We start from the raw sequence: 21,608 nt of genomic DNA, 5'->3' as shown, positions 1-21,608 counted from the left end.
GACCGTGATGGCGGCTCGCCGATTACCGGCGCTGGCCCAGTACCGCGACGACACGGTGACGCGCCTGCTGTGCGCCGGAGCACACCTGGACGAGGGCCACGCCCGCGAGGTGGACCGGGAACTCACCGAGGACCGGCTGAAGGCCACCGGGCTCACCCTCGGCATCGACCTGATCGCGCTGGCCCGCCACGCACGGGCCGCGTCCCTGCGCGTCGAAGCACGGGACCGGCGCCTGGCCTGGCTCTGCGCGGTCGGGGTGTGGGCGGCGGTGCCGGTCGGGCTCTACGGCCTCGTCGCCGGCGTCACCGGGCTCGCGTACGCGGCCGCCGGGGCGCTCGTCCTCGCCTACGGGGCGGCCTGGGGGCTGGTCCACCGTACGGAGAGCGAGGCCAGGGCGGCCGCCCTCGCCGTCGCGCACGGCGCCGACCGGCCGATGGACCTCGCCCCCGGCGTCGGCCCCGAGGTGGAGAACCGGCTGCTGGAGCAGAAACGGGCGAACGTGGTTCCGTACACGGCTCACGCGGAACGCACCAACCCGTTCGTCGGCAGCGGCCAGAGGATCAAGGAGATGGTCTGGCAGCCCATCGACGTCAGCCGACCCGCCGACGACCCGGCGGGCGGCGGCAAACTGACCATCAGGCCCTTCGACGCCGTCGACCTGCACACCTTCGTGGCCAAGGAGATGGAGCACATCGCCGGCCTCAAGGGGCTGCGGGCCCGCAACCGGCTGTACGTCATGGGGGACCACGTCGCCCACGTCGGGAGCGACCTGCTGCCCGACCGGCTGCGCCGCCCGCGCGCCCAGATCCCCAAGCAACTCGTGCAGGCGGGCCTGGTCCAGCCCGGCGCCGGCATGCGCACCTACCTCAGCCTGGAACGGGCCGGCGCGGGCGGCCGCGTCATCGTCTCCATGCACCTGCGGGCCCGCCTCCAACACCCGAGCCTGACCTGGGAGGTCGCCGCGTACGGGATCCCGCCGCTCCAAGCCCGCTTCCACCGCGTGCACGGGCTGCCGGTGGGCGGCTTCGAACGCTGGTGGGACCTCTTCCGGTACGCGACCTCCGCGACCGGGCGGCTGCTGCTCGGCGCGGCCTCCCGGCTCTCCCGACGCTCCTCCGCCCGGCGCAGGCGCGCCCGCGACCTGGAACGGCTACGGCGCGACATCGACCGCAAGCACCTGCTGTACGACTACGGCGCCGTCGACAGCATCCGCGAACGGGTCGCGGACTGGCAGCAGGTGGGGTTCTCCGACCGCACGGACTCCCAGGACTTCCTGCAGCGGCTCCAGCAGGGCGTACTGATCGCGACCGAACGCTTCCTGCGGGACCACAACGTGGACACCGCCTCCTACGACCAGGCACAGCAGGTCATCAACACCACCACCTACAACTTCTCCGGCGACATCCACGGCCCCGGCAACTACGGCGCCGGCGGCACCATCAACCAACCCGGGCAGGGACCGCAGCACGGCAACCACGGCTACGGCTCCGGACCGCAGCCCTGACCCGTACCAACGAGGAGGAATCGCATGGCCACCTACAACTTCAACGGGAACGTCAACGGCCCCGCGAACTTCGGGGACAACGGCACCATCAACATCGGGCGCCAGGACGGCGCCGAGCAGACCCTGCGCCTCGCCGCCGAACTCGCCCGGTGGCTGCGCGCCGAAGGCGCCGGCCAGGACCGGCTCGACGCCGCCACGACCCTGCACGGCGAGCTCGAACGGGCCGGCCGGGAACAGCGCGCCGCCGAACCTGGAGTGGTCCGGCGCGCGCTGGAGACCATCACCCTCGGCCTCGGCGCCGGCAGCACCGGGCTGGCCCTGGCCCAGGAGATCACCCGCCTGCTGGGCTGACCTCCCGGGCCGCGGCCGGCACGGCCGGTCTACTTCGACCGTACGACGGCCCGCGCCCCGCCGAAGTCCAGCTCCAGGCCCGAGCGCAGGGGCACGGTCTGCCCCGGGGCGATCTCCTGCGTGGTGCCGTCCGCCCGGGTGCCGGTCCACGAGCTCCCGGACCGGTTGGCCAGCCCGAACTTCCCCGGCCTCTGCGGGTGTTCGGTCAGCTGCGCCACCAGCGTGCCGTCCCCGTAGTCGTGCCGCGCCGGCTCCGGCGCCAGGTGGTGCGCCTGTACCCGCGAGGTGCGGTGCAGCAGGATGTGGTGCTCGGTGCGCGGCGGGGGAGTGGTCAGCACCAGCCGGGGCGGCAGCACCAGTGCGGCGTTGCAGGCCCAGCAGTTGCCCGGGGCCGCGGACAGCGGTTCGGTCATGTTCTGCTTGCCGCAGTGGGCGCAGTCCACCACCGCGTCGAGCACCGCCCGCAGGGTGTCCCGCCACTGCGATTCGCGCACCCGGGTCGCGGGGGCGCGCAGTCCCGTCGTGAAGTTCTTGACGAACAGGTCGCGCAGGCAGGGCGGGGCCACCTTCCACGTCGCCAGGACCGTCGCGTGCTCCACGGGGTCCGGCGCGTTCGAGCGGTCCACCGGGTCGAAGACGAACAGCGGCTGCTTCCCGTACAGCTTGCGCTCGGCGGCCTCGTCCAGGCAGCGGATCGCCAACTCCAGCCGACCCTTCAGCGGGTGATGGTTCATCAGCAGCATGAACAGCAGCACCGACAGGGAGTGCAGGTCGCTCTGGGTGCCGGGGGAGACCCCCGGGTCCCCGCGCACCAGTTCGGGCGCCATGAACTCCATCGTCCCCGAGATGCCGGTGCTGTCGCCCTCCACCACCGCGTTGTCGTTGTCGCAGACCAGCACCTCCCCGGTGGTCGGGTCGAAGAAGATGTTGCCCCAGGAGATGTCCCGGTAGGCGATCCCGCGCGAGTGCAGCGCCTGGTACGCCTCGACGGTGTACAGGCAGGCGGCCAGCAGCGCCCGGGGGGTCGTCTTCAACTGGCGGCGGAACAGGGCGGGGAGCCCCTTGAACCGGTCCGGCCGGATCTCCATCAGGTAGCCGAAGCCGCCGCGCCCGTCGGACACGAAGTCCCGCGGCCACAGGAAGCGGTCGTCGTCGAAGTCCCGGTCCACCAACTGGCGGACGATGTCCTCCTGCGCCGGGGTCGCGCACGTCGGGTAGTACCACTTCAGCGCCCGCTCCCCGACGGGGGTCCGGACCCGGTACACCTCTCCCTGGCCGCCCGCGCCGAGCAGGTCGACGACCTCCACGCTCGTACCGCTGTCGGCCGTCAGCCGGGTGCTGCTGTCGAGCATGCCGCTCATTCTTCGCTCCTGTACGGGTCTCGCAGGTCATCCATGTCCACCGGGCCCACGGGTTCGGCCGGACCCACCGGCTCCGCCGCGGGCACCGGATCCGCCGCGCCGATCGGCTCCGCCGTGCTCAAAGGCTCCGCCAAGCCCATCGGCTCCGCCGCGCCGATCGGCTCCGCCACGCTCAGCGGCTCCGCCACGCTCATCGGGTCCTCACCGGTGTGCCAGGCCGCCACCAGCGTGGTGTCGTCCCCCGAGTGCTGCGACGCCTTGGTCAGCCACTCCGGCAGCGAGGCCCGGACGGACTCGCCGCCCTCCGCCGACAGCCGCTCGTCCAGACCGGCCATGAACTGCCGGAACCCCTTGTCGGAGGCGAAGCTCTTGGACAGCCCGTCCGTGGACAGCGCGACGAGGCGCGGCGCCCGCGACGGCGCCGTCACCGGCGCCCAGTGCGTCCGCACCCGCAGCCACGCCTTCGGAGTGCACAGCGACTCCGTCTCGTCGCCCAGGTCCGCCTCCGAGGGCGCGAGCGGTACGCTCACCAGCCCGCCCTCGCCCACCACCGTCAGTTCGCCGTCGCCGAGCTGCCAGGCCGCGAACACCCGGGGAGTCAGCACGGCGCCCACCAGCGTGCTCCCGTACAGCAGCAGCTTCTCCTCCTCGGGCACCGCCGGCTCCCCGGGCGGGCGGTGGCGCTCCCAGTTCCCCAGCACCTTCTCCCGCCAGGCGCTGACGAGTTGGCGCGGGAAGGAGTACTCGGCGTAGCGCATCAGCCAGGCCAGGCTCGGCGGCCGCCCCTCGCCCCGGGGCTGGGCGAGCGAGGCGAACTGCCGGGCCTCCTGGACGAAGAGGTCCACGGCGTACCGGGACCCCACATGGCTGCGGGCGTGCACCGCCGATCCGTGCCCGTCGGCCACGGCCATGATCAGCGGCGCCCGGTCCGTGCCGAGGCCCTCCACCTGGTAGTGGTCCTGGTTGCGCGTCTTGTTCACGCCCTGGACGCTGCCGTGCAGCGATTCCCAGGGCGGTGTCACGGATCCGTCGATCGGCAAGGGTCCGCTCACCACACGTCGTCATCGTCGTCGGCGAGCGCGGGCGGGGCGTACGGAGGCTGCTTCACGATCGTGTCCGCGGAGCCCGCCATCGGCTGGGAAGCCGCCTTCACCGCCGCCGTCGAGGCCCAACGGATCGCCGCCGCAAGCTGCTTGGGGCTGTTCGCGTCGAGCGGCTGGAGCTCGGGATTCCCGAGGAACTCCTGGAGCACCGTACGGTCCGCGTCCGCACCGATCGCGATGGCAACCCGCACCGCCTTGCGGCCCCACGGCGTCGCGTCCACCGCCCGCAACCCGGCCTTCCAGTCGTCCGTCGGCACCCCGTCGGAGACCAGCGCCAGCACCGGCTTCAGGGCCCGCTGCGGCATCGGCGGAGTGTCCAGCTCGCGCGAGACCAGGTGGAGGGCGTCACCCAGATTGGTCATGCCGTCCACCTGCACGTCCTGCCAGGTGAACTGCTCCACCGGCACCGGGTCCTGGTGGTGCCAGCGCGCCGTCGTGGAGAACGTCATCGTACGCAGCAGCAGTTGGGCCGCCGGATTGTCCTGCGCGACCGAGCGCATGGCCGGAACGGCCTCTCTGATCGCGTAGTTGAGCTGACCGATCTTCTCGCCCTGCATCGAATACGAGCAGTCGAGCAGCCAGATGAAATGGACGGGCCTGTTCGCCATCGGCCCGCCGGGGATGTCACTCACCGCATGTCTCCTTCAACTCCCGGTCCATTGCGGCACGAACCGCACCAGTGCCACCACCGAGGCGGCGGCCGTCACCACGACCGCCACCACGAACAGGGCCAGCATCAACCGCCGGCCCCGCGCGATCTGCGGTGTAATCATGGGGTCTTGCTCCCTTCCGACGCGATCCGGTCCGCTGCCGGCGCGACGCCGGGCAGCCCGCCCACCGTCAACCGCCCGACGCGCAGCCCGCTCCGCGCCAGCAGCCACAGCACCGGCTCCGCGGCCCGCAGCTGCTCGGAGTCGAGCGCCCCCGCCCCGGTCGCCGCGCGGGCGCTCACCGCCCAATAGCGGGCCGCCGCGAAATCGTGGCGGAAGCTGCGCACCAGGTCGCCGAGGCCGATGCCGTCCAGCCAGACGTCGACGGGTTCCGCGGGCCGCGGCAGGGAAGTCAGCCGATCGAGCGTGTCCCGCTTGGTCACCACCGCGGCCACCGCGAGGCGCCCCCGGCGCCCGCTGAGCCCCTGCAACTCCCCGGCCAGCGCCGCGTACGTGTCCACGGGCCCGAGGTCGGCCGGCCGGGCGGCCGCCGCCAGCTCGGGATCACCCGCCCGGAGCTTGCGGCGCACGACGGGCGAGGCGAGCACGTCCGCGACGAACAGGACCCCGTCGGCGTGCGCGAGGTAGCCCTGGAGCCGGGTGTTGTCCGCGTCGCGCAGGGACTCGCCCATCGGGTCGTACAGGTAGAGGAGCCTGCGCCGCAGGCCCCGCCCCACCAGCAGCATCAGGGCGCGGGGCTGGCCGCCCTGGGTCTTCAGCGTCCACCCCGAATCCATCAGCTGCCTGCCCAGCGCGTTGGCCTCGCGCAGGTCGTCCGGGGAGGCGTACTCGACCTTCAGCGAGGACTGGTGCGACCAGGACCGCAGCCCCTCCAGCACGGCCGCCATCAGCATGGTCTTCCCCGCGGAGGTGCCGCCGATCAGCGGCAGGTGCACCACCCGGGTGGTGTCGACGGCCGGAGGCAGCGGCTGGTCGCAGTGCGGGCAGTGCGCCCGCAGCCGCCGCCGCCCCGTCAGCGCGGTCGTCGGCAGCGCCCGCCCGCAGCGGCACACGTGCCGCCAGGCGCCGAAGCCGCCGGGCCGCAGTTCGCGGTGGGCCGCCCCGCAGCCCGGGCACAGGTGCACGGCCAGCGCGAACGGGCGGTAGCAGCTCGGGTAGGGGCACTTCATGCGCACGCCCCGGGCCAGCTTCCACAGCCGCTCGGCGCCCCGCGCGGCCCCGACGGTGGCGAGGGTCGCGAGGGCGACCAGGACGAGCTGGGCCGCGAAGACCGCGGCGACGCCGAGCAGCAGCGCCGAGGCGAGCACCGCGGACAGCACGGCGGCCAGGGCCGTACCGGGGGCCAGCAGGCGGTGCACCAGCCGGCCCAGGGCGTTGCCGGACCGCAAGCCGGTCCGGCCGCTGCGGCCCTGCACCTGTCGGTCCCGCACCACCCTGCCGAACCAGTGCCGGGCCAGCAGGTACCAGACCGTGCGGGAGGCGAACAGCACGGCGTACCCGGAGTCCCGCCACATCTGGGAGGCCCAGTACGCGCGCCGGGCCGGCTCGCCCCCGAGGTACGGGACGACCCGCTGATCGGCGTCCCCGGGCGTCCGCGGCCCGAACGCCCGCCAGGCGGCCACCAGGGCCAGCCCGAGGAACCTCCACAGCCCGTACGCGAGGCACAGGCCGACGGCGACGATCCCGGTGCCGTACAGCAGGACCCGCAGGACGAGGGCGAGCGTGGGCGAGTCGGTGCTCACCACTTCCCACCCCGACTTCCGTCCGCGTCGCCCGGAGCCTCCGCGCCGCCCGCACGGGAGGTCCCGTCCGCCACCGGCCGGGAAGCGGTGGACCGGCGCTTGAAGCGGTCCCGCAGGCGGCCCATCGCCGTCGGACGCTGCCAGGTGCGGAAGTCCTCCGCCCAGCGGCCGCCCAGCCGGGCCAGGGCGTCCTCCACCGAGGAGAGCTCCGCCGGTGCCAGCCCCCGTACGACGGGCCGCAGCACCCCTTCGAGCAGGTCGGCGCGGGCCTCCTGCCATATCGGGCCCGCCTGCGGCTGCGAGGACCACGCCGTGAAGCAGTCCGCGGTGAACTCGGGCACCAGCCGCAGTCGGGCCGTGACCTCCGCCTCCCGCGCGGCCATCCGGTACGCGGCCAACAACTCCGCGTCGTCGCTCTCGATCAGGGCCCGCAGTTCGTTCTCCGGCCGGTCCTCGGCCGGCAGCAGCCGCGCCGACACCGCCGCGTACGCCTGCGCCCGCGCGCCCGGCTCCGGGTTCGTCGACGCCAGGTCCAGGGCACGCCGCACCCAGCCCGGGCCGGCCGTGCCCGCCCGCAGGTCCCGCGCCAGCTCCAGCAGCAGCAGCGAGGGCCGCAGCGCGTCGGGGAGTTCCTCCTGGAAGTGGGTCAGGACCTCCGGCGCCAGTTCGGCCGCCGCCACGTCCCCGGCCGGAGCCCCGGCCGCCGCCCGCGCCAGCAACTCCCAGGTCCCGGCCTCCCGGTGGACCTTCGCCCCCGTCGCCCCGAGCACCATCGCGGCCTCGCCCGCACCCGGCGGCTCCCCTTCCCACACCAGCCGCATCGCGGTCCGCAGCACCAGCGGCTCCGCGTACAGCGAGACCCCGGACTCGGCGAGCAGCGCGTGCAGCGCGCCGACCCGGTCCGGGGCGGCCGCGACCACCCCCGCCGCCGAAGCGCACATCCGCAGGTGCGGGCGCGCGTCGGCGGCCGTCAGCCGCAGCCCGGTACGGGCGAACAGGTCGCGTGCCGCGACCGTCTGGCCCGCCGCGAGGGAGTCCAGCTGATCGAGTACGAGGGCCCGCAGCGCCGGCAGCTCCGCGAACGCGGCCCGCACCCCCTCGCCGTACACCCCCTCCGGATCGGCGAGCAGCGCGAGCGCCAACTGCCGGGCCGCGCCGGGCACCAGGTCGGCCGTGTCGGTCCCCAGCACGGAGGCGACCCGCAACAGGCCGGCCCGGTCGGCCGGTGCGGTCTCCGCGGCCGTGAGCGCGGCCCGCAGCTGCGGCTCCAGCGCGGCGGCCAGCCGGACCCGCGCGGGGCCGCCCAACGCCCCGGCGGACGGCAGCGCCGCGGGCACGGCCGCGCCGCGCACCGCCTCGGCGAGGGCCCGCTCCGCCAGCGGCTCGCACACGGCGGGCGGGGCCCAGCCGTCCAGGGCCGCCAGCAGCCGCCCGCACGCGGCGGCCTCCGCCGGATCCCGGTCCGTGCCGGTGGCGACCGCGCCCAGCGCCAGGGCCAGCGCGTGCAGCCGGGCCCCGTCCAGGGCGTCCCGGTGACCGGCGGCCCAGTCCGCGGCGGCGGCCCGCGCGGGGGAGGTCAGCGGGACGTCCGAGGCGAGGGCGAGCGCGGCCAGGGGGCCCGCGTCGTACGGGTCGGCGCCGAGCCGGCGGACCTCCGCGAACAGCTCCTGGCGCCGCGCCTGCCAGATCCGGGCCGAGGTGTCGGCCCACGCGTCGGGGGCCCCGGCGGAGGGGGCCGTCGCGCGCGCGACGTCGTACACCCGGTAGCGGTGCTCCTGCCCGGCGAGGCCCGGACCGTCCTCCGGGACCACGCCGATGATCTGCTGCCGGGCCAGCTGTGGGCGCCGGGTGTAGGTGGTGAAGGTGAGCCACTGGCCCCGCTGGTGCGGCAGCACGCTGCACGCGAGCATGATCCAGCGGGCCACCGCCTCGCTGTCCGCCTCCACGAGCACGATCTGCGGGGCCGCCGGGTCCTCGCCGAGCCTGCGCACGTCGGCGAAGAACCCCGCGAGCCACGGCCCCCGGTCGCTGACGAACCCGGCCAGCCCCGCCGGATCGTGCGGACCCGGAACGGGCACGGCCGCCAGCGCGGGCGCGCCGCCCACCGGGGTGTCCACGGCCCACTGCGGCGAGCCCCAGGAGGTGATCGGCAGCGCGCCGACGGCCGGTCCGGAGCCCGCCTGCTGCGGCAGGTGCACCGCGTGCGCGTGGAAGTTGCCCCAGCGGCCGCTGTAGTCGGCGCCCGTGTACACCGAGCGGGCCAGCAGCCGGCTCCCGTCCGCCAGCACGCTCAGGCTCAACGCCTGGGGGAAGGAGGCGAGTTCCTCCGGACCCGGGCGTGGCGGCGCCTCCCGGGGCGGCTCGTAGCCGATCAGTTGCTCCGCCTCGCGCAGCAGCGAGGCCGGCGCCCCGGGGGTGACGGCGGTGAACCGGAAACCGGAGCCGTCGGGGCCGGGCGGCGCCGAGGTGTAGTGCAGTTGCGCGAGCTTCACGCCTCTCCCTCCGCACCGCCGCGAGCGCCGCCCGTGCGCGCGGCGCCGGAAACCTGGGGCAGCAGCCCGCCGAGCCCCAGCAGCCACAGCAGCGGATCCTCCACGCGCAGCGGCTGCGGACCCGACTTCGGTGCGTCGGCCGGCGCGTGCGCGGGCGGCGGCGAGCCGAGCGCCGACAGCCCGAACAACGACAGCTGCGCGAAGTCCCGCTCCAGCTGCCGCAGCAGGGCGCCCGAGTCCCAGCCGTCCAGCAGCGAGCGCATCTCCTCGTGCACCGCGAGCCGGTCGTCCTCGTCCACCGCGCCGGCCCGGTGCTCGGCGTTGCGCAGCAGCGGGGAATGCGGATCCACCAGCGGGGCGAGGGAGTCCGTCTTGGTCACGGCCACGGCCACCGGGGTGGTGACCCGGCCCCGGGAGGAGCCCCGGCCGCGGGCCCGCAGCTGCGCCGCGAGGTCTCCGGCGATCTGCTGCGGCGGGGTCTCCACGACGGGCAGCGACAGCTCGGAGTCGACCGGCAGCCGGTCGCGCACCGCCCGCATCTGCAAGGGGTCCACCAGCATGATGATCCCGTCGGCGGCGGCCAGGTAGGTCGTGTACCGGTCCATGGCCTCGGCGCTGCCCAGGTCCTCGCCCGCCGCGTCGAAGAACACCAGCGCGGTGTGCCGGCTGCCGTCCCCGCGCAGCCGGCGGCGCAGCGGCAGGCTCAGCCGGTACAGCAGCGGGTCGTTGAAGCCGAGCGCGGCCGGTCTGGTGGCGCCGGGGAGCCGCAACCGGTCGTAGAGGTCCTCGGCCATCTCCCGGTCACGGCGCTGGGTCTCGCCGCCCATGGGGGTGAGCGAGGCGCCGTAGGCCCGGCCCACCCTGCCGCGCAGTTCGTTGACCAGGACCGAGATGTACGTGCTCTTGCCCGAGCCCTTGGGGCCGAGCAGGGCGATGATCCGGGTGTCCTGGTCGCAGTAGTCGCTCGGGAAGTCGCTGTGGCACCGCCGGCACACCCGCACCGGCGTGGACACCCCGCAGTCGGGGCAGTCCGCGCGGGACCCCCCGCCGCCGAGCGGCAGCTGCCGCGGGATCCGCCCGCCGAGCCCGCGCGGGGCGGGGAACACGGGCCCGCGCATCCGCAGTGCGGGCGCCACGGCCGGTCCGATGAACTCGGCCCACACGGTGTCGAGTTCCGCGGTGCAGGGGGTGCCGCCGCGCACCCCGGTGGGGGACATCTGGCAGCGGTAGGGGAGCTTGGCGGCCGGTGACCGGTCGAAGCAGTAGGGGCAGACGACGGAGGTCAAGTCAGCGCACCACCAGGGAGTGGATCGGGGGCTCTTCGAGCCGGACGGAGGCGGCACGGCCGCCGAGGAGGAAACCGCGGACGGCGTACGGACGTCCGGGTGCGACGGAGGGGTCGATCTCGCGCTCCAGCGTCCCGGCGGCGGCGAGTTCGTCGCCGGTCAGCCGGCACAGGGTCGTGCCGCCGGTGGGGCCGGTCGGGCGCTGCGGGTTGCGGCCGCCATCGCCTCGGGCCACCAGTACGAAGCCGGGGAGGTCCGCGGCGCCGCCCGGCGCCCGCACGGTGACCCGCAGGACTGCGGGCCCCCGGCGCAGGCCCCGCCGGGCACCGGGCAGGAGCTCGTAGGCGATGGCCACGTCGGCGGGCAGCTCGGCCCGCGCGTCACCGGACCCGGCGGCGAGTACGGACCGCGCGCTGCGGGGCGCCGCGTACGCGTCGACGCGCAGGGCGGAGGGGCCGACCGGCAGCCGCAGTCCCTCGCGCAGGAACACGCTGCGGGCCACGGTGTGCTCGGTGACCCGGCCGTCCTGGGCGACGGCGGCGGTGACCGCGCCGGTGCCGCCCGGCCAGTCGAAGGTGAGCCGCACCTCCTCGGGCGAGGTCCGCCGCGCCGCGAGCCCGGTCACCGGCAGCGGCGCCTCGACCGCGGCGCCGGGCCCGACCACGGCCCGCTCCCCGAGCACGGCGACGGCCGTCACGGTCACGAGCGCACCGGCGGGCGGCAGCCCGGTCCACACCCGGTCGCCGGCGATCCGTCCGACCTCGGCCGCGGTGATCCAGCCCGGTTCCGGCGGAAGGTCGGCCGTCCTCAGTTCCGTGCCGACGGCGGGCGGGTCGGCGGGCCAGACCGGCAGACGGATCGCGGCGCCCTGCGCGCCGGTCGCGTGGAAGTGCAGTCCGCCGCCCTCCCGGGGGGTCGCCGTCAGGGCGAGCACGGGAGCGGGCCACGGGTGGACGGTCGCCGGGGTCGTCACCGGAGCGGACAGGACGGCGTGGTCGGGGCGGCCGTCCGGCGCGGCGTAGCGGGCCCGGACGGTCAGTTCGTAGGTTCCGGGCTTCAGGCCTTCGAAGCGCAGGTCGTGCGGGGTCGCGTCCGTCACGCGGCGGCTCGCGGGCCCGGTCAGGGTCACCACGGATCCGGTCGTGCCCGCCGGGGCGGTCCAGGAGGCCTCGATCCGGCCGTTGCCGTCGGCGACGCGCAGCCCGGTCACCGCCGGGGCGACGGTCACCGGGGCCCCGATCAGCGGCGGGCCGTCCACCGCGCCGTCGGCTCCGAGCGGCAGGGCGACGTGGCGCACGCGCACCCCGATCCCGGTGTCCCGGTCCAGCAGGACGCCGTCGTGGGGCCGCCCCGCCACCTCGGCGAGGGGCGAGCCCGCCGGCTCCCCCTGGGTGAGCCGTACCACGCGCCAGGCCCGGCCCGTGAACAGGCCGGGGGGCCAGCGCACTTCGACGCCGCCGGGGACGAGCACGGATTCCAGCGGGCCCGGATCGCCCGGTTCCGCCCGGTAGGTGCGCACCAGCCCGCGCACCGCGCGCGGGCAGTCCCCCGCGAGCCAGGCCGCCTCCTCGTACTGGACGGACGCCCGGTCGGGATCGCCCAGCTCCTCGTAGCGCCGCGCCGTGCCGATCGCGGCGTCGGCGGCCCCGGCCCGGTCGGCCAGCTCGGCGAGCCGGGCCTCCAGGGTGCCGTCCCCGCCGCCCGGGGGCAGCAGGGCCGCCTTGCGCCCGGCCGCGCGCACCCGACGGGCGCGCCAGTCGTCTTCCAGGCCCTCGGCGGCGGCCCGCCGGCCCGCGTCCAGCCGGGGCCGCGCGGCGGCGGCGTGCACCAGCGCGGAGGTCTCCGCCGGGTCGACGCCCAGGCCGGCCGCGGTGGCGGGCAGATGGCCGGCCGGGTGGTCGTGGAGCAGCTGGGCGAACTGGTAGAGCAGGATCCGCCGCAGCGCCGCCGGGTCCTCCTCCTGGATCCCCGCCAGCCGCTCCAGCAGCCACGCCGCCTCGGGCCGCTGCGCGCTCATCCCCCGCAGCACCCGGGCGTTCACGTGCGCCCGCCGGCCGGGCCGCTCGACGCGGAAGACCCCGTCGAGCACGCGTAAGCGGCTGCCGTCACGCGTCAGGAGTTCACCCAAGTGACTTAATCCGAGGGTCTGTTGCGCGGAGACGAGTTCGCCGTACCCTCCCACGAGCGGCGAGAGCGGCAGACCGGAGAGCGCGCGGGACAGCCCGAGGGCATGCCCGAAGTCGTTCCCGGCCATCCGTTTCCAAGCCCCCCGTGCACGTGTGTGGGAGGTCATTCCAGCAGATACGAGAGCCGTTCGGGAGAGCTTTTCGTTCTCCAGGTGTACGGCGCACCGTCACGAAGTGATCTCCGTCCGGTACCCCGGGGGCGCTGTTCTTGGGGCGCCCCCAGACACCCCCCTCACCCGCAGAGGACGTCACTCCATGACCGAATTCAATCGGCGCAGGTTCCTGCAGATAGCCGGTGGCACCGCCGCCGTCGCGATGCTCAACGAGAGCATCGCCCGCGCGGCCGCCATCTCGGCGCAGGGCACCACCGGCACGATCCAGGACATCGAGCACATCGTCGTCCTCATGCAGGAGAACCGGTCCTTCGACCAGTACTTCGGGACCATGAAGGGCGTCCGAGGCTTCGGCGACCCCCGTCCCGTCCTCCAGGACAACGGCAAGTCCGTCTTCCACCAGTCCAACGGGACGAAGGACATCCTCCCCTTCAACCCTCAGGTGAACGACCTCGGCATGCAGTTCGTCGAGGGCCTCAACCACGACTGGGCGGGTGGCCACGCCGCCTACAACAACGGCAAGTACGACAAGTGGGTCCCGGCCAAGACGGCCACGACCATGTCGTACATGACCCGGGACAACATCCCGTTCCACTACGCCCTCGCCGACGCCTTCACCGTGTGCGACGCCTACCACTGCTCCTTCATCGGCGCCACGGACCCCAACCGCTACTACATGTGGTCGGGTTACACCGGCAACGACGGCGTGGGCGGTGGCCCGGTCCTCGGCAACCAGGAGGCGGGCTACGGCTGGAAGACCTACCCGGAGCGCCTGGAGGCGGCCGGGGTGTCCTGGAAGGTCTACCAGGACATCGGCGACGGCCTGAACGCCGCCGGTTCCTGGGGCTGGATCAGCGACGCCTTCCGCGGCAACTACGGCGACAACTCGCTGCTGTACTTCAACAACTACCGCAACGCCCAGCCCGGCAGCGCCCTGTACGAGAAGGCCCGCACGGGCACCAACGTCAAGGCCGGCGACGGCTACTTCGACCGCCTGCGCGCCGACGTCACGGCCGGCACCCTCCCGCAGGTCTCCTGGATCGCCGCCCCCGAGGCCTTCAGCGAGCACCCGAACTGGCCCGTCAACTTCGGCGCCTGGTACATCTCCCAGGTCCTCGACGCGCTCACCTCGAACCCGGCGGTCTGGGCGAAGACGGCCCTGTTCATCACCTACGACGAGAACGACGGCTTCTTCGACCACGTCGTCCCGCCCTACCCGCCGGCCTCCTCGGCGTGGGGCCTGTCCACGGCGAGCGTCACCGGCGACCTCTACAACGGGGGCGGCGGCTACGCGGCCGGCCCGTACGGCCTCGGCCCGCGCGTCCCGATGATCGTGGTCTCCCCGTGGAGCAAGGGCGGTTACGTCTGCTCCGAGACCTTCGACCACACCTCGGTGATCCGCTTCATGGAGAAGCGTTTCGGCGTGCAGGAGCCCAACATCTCGCCGTGGCGCCGCGCCGTCTGCGGTGACCTGACCTCGGCCTTCGACTTCACCAAGGCGGACGCGACCCCCGCGTCGCTCCCGTCGACGGACGCCTACCTCCCGCCGGACCACAACGCGCACCCGTCCTACCACCCGGTCCCGCCGGCCACGGGCACGCTGCCGAAGCAGGAGGCCGGGTCCAAGCCGACCCGCGCGCTGGGCTACAGCCCGTACGTGGACGGCCGCGCCACCACCTCCACCGGCAAGTTCACCCTGACCTTCTCCTCCGGCCCGACCCTCGGCGCCCACTTCCACAGCACCTCGGGCAACCGCACGGACGGCCCCTGGCCCTACACCGTCGAGGCGGGCAAGACCCTCTCCGACACCTGGTCCACGAGCAGCTCCACCGGCAACCAGATCAACCTCACCGTCTGGGGCCCCAACGGCTTCCTGCGCACCTGGAAGGGCCCGGCGAAGAAGGCCGGCCCCGAGGTCACGGCCCGCCACGACGGTGCCGGCGGGAACCTGAAGCTGACCCTGACCAACTCCGGTTCGGCGGCGGTCAACCTCAAGGTGACCAACGCCTACAACGGAGCGACCCAGACCCTGCGGGTCGCGGCCGGCGGCACGGCCGAGTACACGGCGGACCTGGGCGCGACGGGCCGCTGGTACGACGTCACGGTCGTCTCCGACGCGGACGCCACCTTCCTGCGCCGCTTCGCGGGCCACGTGGAGACGGGCGCCCCGGGCGTCTCCGACCCGGCGCTCAAGACCGTCTGATCCGGTCCTCCGCCGCGCGCAGCAGCCGCCGCTCCAGGACCGGGAGGTCCTTGGGGCGGTGGCCGCGCGCGTGGCGGAGCAGCAGGTCGCGGGCGGTGTCGGGGACCCGGCGGCGCTTGGGGTGGCGGGTGGTGAACTCCTCGCTCGCGAAGAACCGCACGGCGCCCTCCAGGCCCGCCCGGTCCGTCTCGCGCACCGCCCAGGCCAGCTCCTCCGTCGCGACCCCGGCCAGCAGCCGCCAGGGGCCCCGCTCGGCGAGCAGCCACGCGGCGTCACGGGGCTCCGGCCGTACGGCGCCCAGCCAGCCGAACACGACGGCCGACGGCACCCCGCGCGGCGGCACCGGGTCCTCCCGGCCCCCGGCCAGCGCGGCGGCGTACTCCCGCAGCCCCTCGGGCGCCGCGGCCACCCACCGGGCGCGGTGGCGGGCCGGGATGCCCTCGGGGGAGAGGGGGTCGATCAGGAGATTCGACTCGGGGGTGGGGTGCGTGTCCGCGTCGGGATTCCCGCACGAGCAGAATTCGACGCCCTTGGCGGCCGCCGCGGCGGCCCGCCGGCGCCCGATCCGCCGGACGGCCCGCACCTCGCGGATCTCCGCCTGGTCGGTGATCTCGTAGCTCGTGGGGTGGTGGGGGTGGCGGGCCCCGTCGGCCCGCGAGAAGTCCCCCATGACCAGCGGCTTGCGGGGCGGTTTCGTCGGCACGGTGTGATCGTAAGCCGGGTGGGCAGACAGTACGGCGTCGGCAGACCCCACCACCGTCACCGAGGGAGAACGCATGGCCATCGCCCACCGCAGGATCGGTACCGGACCCGTACGCGTCATCGTGCTGCACGACTGGTTCGGGACCTCCGCGAACTGGGGCTCCGTACTGGACTACCTGGACCCGGAGGAGTTCTCGTACGCCTTCCTCGACTACCGGGGCTACGGCGAGCGCCGGGACGTGTCCGGCCGCCACACCCTCGCCGAGATCGCCGACGACGTCCTGGAACTGGCCGACCAGCTCGGCTGGGACACCTTCTCCCTCCTCGGCCACTCCATGGGCGGCAAGGCGATCCAGCAGGTCCTGGTACGCGCCCCCGAGCGGGTCGAGAAGCTCATCGGGCTCACGCCGGTGCCGGCCGCCCCGTACGAGATGGACGACGCGACCCACGCCCTCTTCTACGGTGCCGCCGAGGACCCGGCCAAGCGCCGGACCATCCTCGACCTGGTCACCGGCAACCGCGCGAGCCGCCACTGGCTCGACGGCATGGTCGAGCACTCCCTGAGCATCTCCCGCCCCGAGGCCTTCGCCGGCTACCTCGCGAGCTGGCAGCCGCTCGACCTGTCCTCCGCGGTGAAGGGGAACACCGTCCCGGTGCTGGTCCTGGTCGGGGAGTACGACCTCGCGCTCACCGCCGACGTGATGCGGGCCACGTGGCAGACCTGGTACCCGAACTGCCGGATCGTCACGATCCCGGGCTCCGGCCACTACCCGCCGCACGAGACCCCGGTGGCCTTCGCCACGGAGGTCGAGGCCTTCCTGAGGGCGTAGCCCCCGATCCGACGGCGGAAACGCCCGTGAGGGGTACGAGGAAACCTCGTACCCCTCACGGGACCAACAGGGTGAGTGACGGGACTTGAACCCGCGGCCACCTGGACCACAACCAGGTGCTCTACCAACTGAGCTACACCCACCACGAAGGGCGGCGGACCACCCGTTCGACGTGCATGCACAGCATAGCCGATCGGCGGGGTGGTCCTGCGACCCGTTATTCCGCCAGGGCGGCGACCCGGCGGGCGGTGGTGGCGTGGGTCACAGCGGCCGCGGCGAGGGCCCGGACGATCGGGTGCGGCACGGTCCCGTCCCCGTGCAGCTCCGGCTGGAACAGGGTCGCCAGGAAGAAGGGGTGCCCGGGCAGCTCGGCGATGCGCACCTGTCCGTCCTCGTCGTGCCCCGACAGGCGCAGCCCGTGCGCGGCGAGGGTGGGCAGGTGGCGGGGCTCGGGGCCGTAGTTGCAGTGGTAGTGCTCCGTCGAGCGCTCCGCGCCGAGCGCGGACTCGGCGAGCGAGCCGGGCTCGGCGCGCACGAGGCCCTGGTGGCCCACGAGCGAACAGGCGAGCGGCGTGATCAGCGGGTCCGCCGCCTCGGGGTCGTTCTCGGCGTGCGCGGCGTCGGCGAGGCCGCAGACCGTGCGGGCGTACTCCAGCAGCGTGTGCTGGAAGCCGCCGCAGGTCCCGAGGAAGGGGATGCCCTCCTCCCGGGCCACCCTGATCGCGGCCAGCACCCCGGCCTCGCTGGCGTAGGGACTGCCGGGCAGCACCCACACCGCGTCGAACCCGCGCAGGGCCCCGGCCTCGCCGGTGGGGATCCAGTAGGCGTCGAGCACGAGGCCGTCGCGAGCGGCGAGGGCGTCGAGCAGCAGCGGGATGCGGGTGTGGGACTTCACGTGCGGTGAGCGGTCGCCGACGAGGGCGATCCGCGCGGTCTGTGCGGTGGTCATGCGGATCATCTTGCGGCGGGCCCCCACTTCACCGCCAACGATCATTCCTGCACGCTCGATAAGCACCGCTGATAACCCTGGCCCGACCGTTCGCAGCCTCGCCGGCGTTCGAGGCGCGGGGTCCGGGGCGGAGCCCCGGGGTCTTTCAGCCCGTCCGGCGTTTGAGGACCGGGGTCCGGGTGGAGCCCGGGGAACGGAGGAAGGGCGGGTAGGGGACCGGCTCCGCGCAGCGGCACCCCCGGGCGCGGAGGTGGCCAGGCCGGGCGCCCCGCAGGGGAACGGCATGCTGGGGCCATGGATCCGCACCTCCTCCGTACCTTCGTCGCCGTCGTCCGGCTGGGCTCCTTCTCCGCCGCCGCCCGGGAGCTCGGCTACACCCAGTCCGCCGTCTCCCAGCACATCGCCGGCCTGGAGGCCGACCTGCGGACCGAGCTGCTCGGCCGGCGGCCCGTCGCGCCGACCCCTGCGGGCGCGCGGCTGCTGGAGCACGCCGGGCCGCTGCTGCTGCGGCTCGACGCCGCGCGGGCCGACGTGCTGCGGCTGGCCGCCGCCCCGCCCGGGCGGGTCACCCTCGCCGTGTCCCCCCTCGCCGTCGGGCCGCGGCTGCTCGCGGCGCTGCCCGCCACCGGCGTCACCCTCAGGGTCGTGCCCCCGGCCGAGGTGCCCGCGGCCGTCGCCACCGGCGGCTGCGACCTGGGGCTCGTCGACGGACCGGCCGCGCCGAGCGACCCGCTGAGACTGCCCGACGTGGCCCCGCTCACGGTGACCGGCGTCGACGAGGAGGAGGTCGCCGTGCTGCTGCCCGCCGGACACCCCCTCGCCGGCCGGGCCTCCCTGCGGCTGGACGACCTCGTCGACGCGCGCTGGCTCGACGCCCCCGGCCTGTGCACCCCGCCGCTGAACTCCGCCCGCGTGGCCTCCCTGCGCTACGACGGCACCGACCTGCACGGGCTCTGCGCCCTCGCCGCCGCCGGTCACGGCCTCGTACTGCTGCCCCGCCGCGTCGCCGAGGCCGCCGGCGCGGGGGTCGCCGTACCCGTGTCCGCACCCCGCCTCGTGCACCGTACGGAGCTGCTCTCGCCCGGCAGCCCGACCGGCGCGGCCGCTGCGCTCGCCGGGCGCCTCACGGCAGGATCGCCCGTATGACACGTGACGCCACATCCCCAGACGCGGCACCCTTCACGGCCGACGACTACGCCGCCCGGATGGCCTCCGCCGCGCAGACCGCCGCCGACGCGGGACTCGCCGGGCTGCTCATCGCCCCCGGGCCCGACCTCGCCCACCTCACCGGCTACCGCCCCACCGCCGAGACCGAGCGGCTGACCCTCCTCGTCCTGGCCGCCGGACACGACCCGGTCCTCGTCGTGCCCGCCCTGGAGGCCCCCGACGCGGCCAAGGCGGCCGGCGCCCCCGCACTGACCCTGCGGGACTGGGCCGACGGGAAGAACCCGTACGCCGTGGCCGCCCCGCTGCTGGACGTCGCCGGCCGCTTCGGGGTCAGCGACAACACCTGGGCCCTGCATCTCCTCGGCCTCCAGAGGGAGTTGCCGGCCAGCTCCTACGTGCCGCTCACCGACGCCCTGCCCATGCTCCGCGCCGTGAAGGACGAACGGGAACTGGAGCGGCTCGCGGCGGCGGGCGAGGCCGCCGACGCCGCCTACGAGCAGATCCTCCACGTCCCGTTCGCGGGCCGCCGGGAGACCGACGTCGCCGAGGACCTAGCCGCCCTGCTCCGTGCCCACGGCCACTCCCAGGTCGACTTCACCGTCGTCGGCTCCGGCCCCAACGGCGCCAACCCGCACCACGAGGCCGGCGAACGGGTCATCCGGCGCGGGGACATGGTCGTCCTCGACTTCGGCGGCCTGCGCCACGGCTACGGCTCCGACATCTCCCGCACCGTCCACGTGGGCGAACCGACCCCTGAGGAGCAGCGCGTGCACGACATCGTCCGCGAGGCCCAGCAGGCCGGCTTCGCGGCGGTCCGCCCCGGGGTCTCCTGCCAGGACGTGGACCGGGCGGCCCGCGCCGTGATCACCGAATTCGGCTACGGGGACCGCTTCATCCACCGCACCGGCCACGGCATCGGCGTCACCACCCACGAACCCCCGTACATGGTCGAGGGCGAGGAGCAGCCGCTCGTCCCCGGCATGTGCTTCTCCGTGGAGCCGGGCGTCTACCTGCCCGGACGCTTCGGCGTCCGCATCGAGGACATCGTGACCGTCACCGAGGCCGGCGGGCGCCGCCTCAACAACGCCCCGCGCGAACTCGCGATCGTCGAGTAGCGGTCACGGCCCCAGCACGACGGCCGATTCGCCCGGTACGTGGATCCGCCCGTCCGCGCCCGGGTGTTCGACGGGCTCCCAGGCGGCCAGCACCCGCACCCCGTTGCGGCCGAGCGCGATCGTCACCGGCTCGGGGGACAGGTTCACCGTCACCCGGACGTCCCCGCGCCGGAAGGTGAGCCAGCGCCGCTCCTCGTCGTACGCGACCCGGACCGCGGCCAGGTCCGGGTCGCGGAGGTCCGGGTGGGTGCGGCGGAGCGTGACCAGGGTGCGGTACCAGGCCAGCAGGCGGGCGTGCGCGCCCTGTCCGGGCTCCGCCCAGTCCAGGCGGGAGCGGTCCCGGGTGGCCGGGTCCTGCGGGTCCGGGATCTCCTCCGCCTTCCAGCCGTGCGCCGCGAACTCCCGCCGCCGTCCCGCCCGTACGGCCTCGGCGAGCTCCGGGTCGGGATGGTCGGTGAAGTACTGCCAGGGGGTCCCGGCCCCCCACTCCTCGCCCATGAACAGCATCGGTACGAACGGCCCGGTCAGCGCCACCGTCGCGGCGCACGCCAGCAGGCCGGGGGAGAGCGAGGCGGAAAGCCGGTCTCCGAGAGCCCGGTTGCCGATCTGGTCGTGGGTCTGCGTGTAGCCGAGGAACCGGTGCGCCGGCGTCCGGCGCCGCTCCACCGGCCGCCCGTGGGTGCGGCCCCGGAAGGAGGACCAGGTGCCGTCGTGGAAGAAGACCCGGGTCATGGTCTTGGCGAGCGCGGCGAGCGGGGCCTCGGCGAAGTCGCCGTAGTACGCCTGGGATTCACCGGTCAGCGCGCAGTGCAGGGCGTGGTGGAAGTCGTCGTTCCACTGGGCGTGCAGCCCCAACCCCCCGTCGGCGCGCGGGGTGACGGTGCGCGGATCGCACCGGTCCGACTCGGCGATCAGGAACAACGGCCGCCCGGTGTCCGCCGCCAACTCGTCCACGGCCGCACCGAGTTCCTCCAGGAAGGTCAGGGCGCGCCCGTCGGCGAGCGCGTGCACCGCGTCCAGCCGCAGTCCGTCGATCCCGTAGTCGCGCAGCCAGGCCAGCGCACTGCCCAGGAGGTACGCGCGCACCTCGTCGGAGCCGGACGCGTCCAGGTTCACGGCCGCGCCCCACGGGGTGTGGTGCGTGTCGGTGAAGTACGGACCGAAGGCGGGGAGGTGGTTGCCGGAGGGGCCGAGGTGGTTGTGGACCACGTCCAGCACCACGCCCAACCCGGCCGCGTGCGCCGCCTGCGTGAACCGGGCCAGCCCGGCGGGGCCGCCGTACGGCTCGTGCACCGACCACGGCGCGACCCCGTCGTACCCCCAGCCGTGCCGGCCGGGGAAGGAGCACACCGGCATCAGCTCCACGTGCGTGACGCCGAGGTCGGTGAGGTGGCCGAGCCGGTCGGCGGCGGCGTCGAAGGTGCCCTCGGGGGTGAAGGTGCCGACGTGGAGCTCGTACAGGACGGCGTCCTGGAGCCGGGTGCGGGGCGGCGGCGCCGGCGCCGGGGCGGCGAGGGTCGCGAAGTCCACCACCGCCGACAGCCCGTCGGGGCCGTCCGGCAGCCGCCGGCCCCGGGGGTCGGGCCGCGGGACGGCTTCGGCGTCCAGCAGGAACCCGTACCGGCTGCCGTCCCCGGCGGGCGCCTCGACCGTCCACCAGCCGTCGCGGCTCGGATCGCGCGTCATGTCGTAGGTCGCGTCGTCGAGTCGCAAGGCGACACGACCTGTCAGTGGTGCCCACACCTCGAACTGCACGGACGGGTCCCCTCGTCTCCGGCGGTGTCCAGCATGTGTATCCTGCCCATCATTCCGGGCGCGGCGGGGGAGTTCTGG

General features: G+C 74.7%; 17 protein-coding genes and 1 tRNA gene. 6 read left to right on the top strand and 12 right to left on the bottom strand.

Annotated features, from left to right (window positions below):
* The first annotated feature begins 7 nt into the window (after window positions 1-7).
* Together ACFYZL_RS30715 and ACFYZL_RS30710 are read left to right on the top strand one after the other, a co-directional pair.
* Window positions 8-1,504 (top strand): hypothetical protein, encoded by a 1,497-nt coding sequence (locus ACFYZL_RS30715; protein WP_384755013.1) that lies wholly within the window; start codon window positions 8-10, stop codon window positions 1,502-1,504.
* A gap of 24 nt (window positions 1,505-1,528) precedes the next feature.
* Window positions 1,529-1,855 carry a hypothetical protein gene (locus tag ACFYZL_RS30710; RefSeq protein WP_384755011.1) on the top strand — a complete coding sequence of 109 codons (327 nt, stop codon included), beginning with the start codon at window positions 1,529-1,531 and terminating at the stop codon, window positions 1,853-1,855.
* 29 nt (window positions 1,856-1,884) lie between these two features.
* On the opposite strand, the gene ACFYZL_RS30705 is transcribed toward ACFYZL_RS30710, so the two are convergent.
* From ACFYZL_RS30705 to ACFYZL_RS30670, 8 genes are read right to left on the bottom strand one after another with little or no spacing between them, the layout of a single operon-like run.
* Window positions 1,885-3,216, bottom strand: coding sequence for a protein kinase (locus ACFYZL_RS30705; protein ID WP_388683472.1), 1,332 nt, complete (start codon window positions 3,214-3,216; stop codon window positions 1,885-1,887).
* Window positions 3,213-4,268 (bottom strand): protein phosphatase 2C domain-containing protein, encoded by a 1,056-nt coding sequence (locus tag ACFYZL_RS30700; RefSeq protein ID WP_388683470.1) that lies wholly within the window; start codon window positions 4,266-4,268, stop codon window positions 3,213-3,215. Before ACFYZL_RS30700 ends, ACFYZL_RS30705 begins: the two co-directional genes overlap by 4 nt.
* Window positions 4,265-4,927, bottom strand: coding sequence for a tellurium resistance protein (locus tag ACFYZL_RS30695; RefSeq protein WP_384578387.1), 663 nt, complete (start codon window positions 4,925-4,927; stop codon window positions 4,265-4,267). The genes ACFYZL_RS30700 and ACFYZL_RS30695 overlap by 4 nt, the downstream gene beginning before the upstream one ends.
* A gap of 36 nt (window positions 4,928-4,963) precedes the next feature.
* Entirely contained in the window at window positions 4,964-5,092 is a 129-nt protein-coding gene (locus tag ACFYZL_RS30690) for a hypothetical protein (RefSeq protein WP_384578367.1), read from the bottom strand.
* A complete protein-coding gene (locus tag ACFYZL_RS30685) occupies window positions 5,089-6,732 on the bottom strand; it encodes a hypothetical protein (RefSeq protein ID WP_384755002.1) in 1,644 nt (547 codons plus the stop codon). The genes ACFYZL_RS30690 and ACFYZL_RS30685 overlap by 4 nt, the downstream gene beginning before the upstream one ends.
* Complete coding sequence (locus tag ACFYZL_RS30680) at window positions 6,729-9,224, bottom strand: GTPase-associated protein 1-related protein (RefSeq protein ID WP_388683468.1); 2,496 nt, start codon at window positions 9,222-9,224, stop codon at window positions 6,729-6,731. Before ACFYZL_RS30680 ends, ACFYZL_RS30685 begins: the two co-directional genes overlap by 4 nt.
* Window positions 9,221-10,510, bottom strand: a complete 1,290-nt coding sequence (locus ACFYZL_RS30675) for a hypothetical protein (protein ID WP_388683465.1) — start codon at window positions 10,508-10,510, stop codon at window positions 9,221-9,223. The genes ACFYZL_RS30680 and ACFYZL_RS30675 overlap by 4 nt, the downstream gene beginning before the upstream one ends.
* Window position 10,511: 1 nt before the next feature.
* The gene (locus ACFYZL_RS30670; RefSeq protein WP_388683462.1) at window positions 10,512-12,764 is read right to left on the bottom strand and encodes a hypothetical protein; all 2,253 of its coding nucleotides are present in this window, start codon (window positions 12,762-12,764) and stop codon (window positions 10,512-10,514) included.
* A 187-nt stretch (window positions 12,765-12,951) separates the two neighbouring features.
* On the opposite strand from ACFYZL_RS30670, the gene ACFYZL_RS30665 reads away from it, so the two are divergent.
* Window positions 12,952-15,012, top strand: coding sequence for a phosphocholine-specific phospholipase C (locus tag ACFYZL_RS30665; protein ID WP_388683459.1), 2,061 nt, complete (start codon window positions 12,952-12,954; stop codon window positions 15,010-15,012).
* Here ACFYZL_RS30665 and ACFYZL_RS30660 read toward each other — a convergent pair.
* Complete coding sequence (locus tag ACFYZL_RS30660; protein ID WP_388683456.1) at window positions 14,999-15,715, bottom strand: hypothetical protein; 717 nt, start codon at window positions 15,713-15,715, stop codon at window positions 14,999-15,001. The genes ACFYZL_RS30665 and ACFYZL_RS30660 overlap by 14 nt on opposite strands.
* A 73-nt stretch (window positions 15,716-15,788) precedes the next feature.
* Here ACFYZL_RS30660 and ACFYZL_RS30655 point away from each other — a divergent pair, with 73 nt between their 5' ends.
* Entirely contained in the window at window positions 15,789-16,544 is a 756-nt protein-coding gene (locus ACFYZL_RS30655; protein ID WP_384754729.1) for an alpha/beta fold hydrolase, read from the top strand.
* Window positions 16,545-16,614: 70 nt separating this feature from the next.
* On the opposite strand, the gene ACFYZL_RS30650 is transcribed toward ACFYZL_RS30655, so the two are convergent.
* Both ACFYZL_RS30650 and ACFYZL_RS30645 read right to left on the bottom strand, forming a co-directional pair.
* Window positions 16,615-16,687: transfer RNA gene (locus tag ACFYZL_RS30650), tRNA-His, on the bottom strand.
* A 74-nt stretch (window positions 16,688-16,761) separates the two neighbouring features.
* Window positions 16,762-17,493 (bottom strand): hypothetical protein, encoded by a 732-nt coding sequence (locus ACFYZL_RS30645; protein ID WP_388683453.1) that lies wholly within the window; start codon window positions 17,491-17,493, stop codon window positions 16,762-16,764.
* 294 nt (window positions 17,494-17,787) lie between these two features.
* Here ACFYZL_RS30645 and ACFYZL_RS30640 point away from each other — a divergent pair, with 294 nt between their 5' ends.
* A complete protein-coding gene (locus ACFYZL_RS30640) occupies window positions 17,788-18,639 on the top strand; it encodes a LysR family transcriptional regulator (RefSeq protein ID WP_388683450.1) in 852 nt (283 codons plus the stop codon).
* Complete coding sequence (locus ACFYZL_RS30635; RefSeq protein ID WP_388683447.1) at window positions 18,636-19,775, top strand: M24 family metallopeptidase; 1,140 nt, start codon at window positions 18,636-18,638, stop codon at window positions 19,773-19,775. Before ACFYZL_RS30640 ends, ACFYZL_RS30635 begins: the two co-directional genes overlap by 4 nt.
* A gap of 3 nt (window positions 19,776-19,778) precedes the next feature.
* On the opposite strand, the gene treZ is transcribed toward ACFYZL_RS30635, so the two are convergent.
* Entirely contained in the window at window positions 19,779-21,530 is a 1,752-nt protein-coding gene (gene treZ / locus ACFYZL_RS30630; RefSeq protein ID WP_388683444.1) for a malto-oligosyltrehalose trehalohydrolase, read from the bottom strand.
* Window positions 21,531-21,608: the final 78 nt, after the last annotated feature.

Source organism: Streptomyces sp. NPDC001717, assembly GCF_042892775.1.
GTDB lineage: Bacteria > Actinomycetota > Actinomycetes > Streptomycetales > Streptomycetaceae > Streptomyces.
This window is presented reverse-complemented; position numbering and strand designations above follow the sequence as displayed.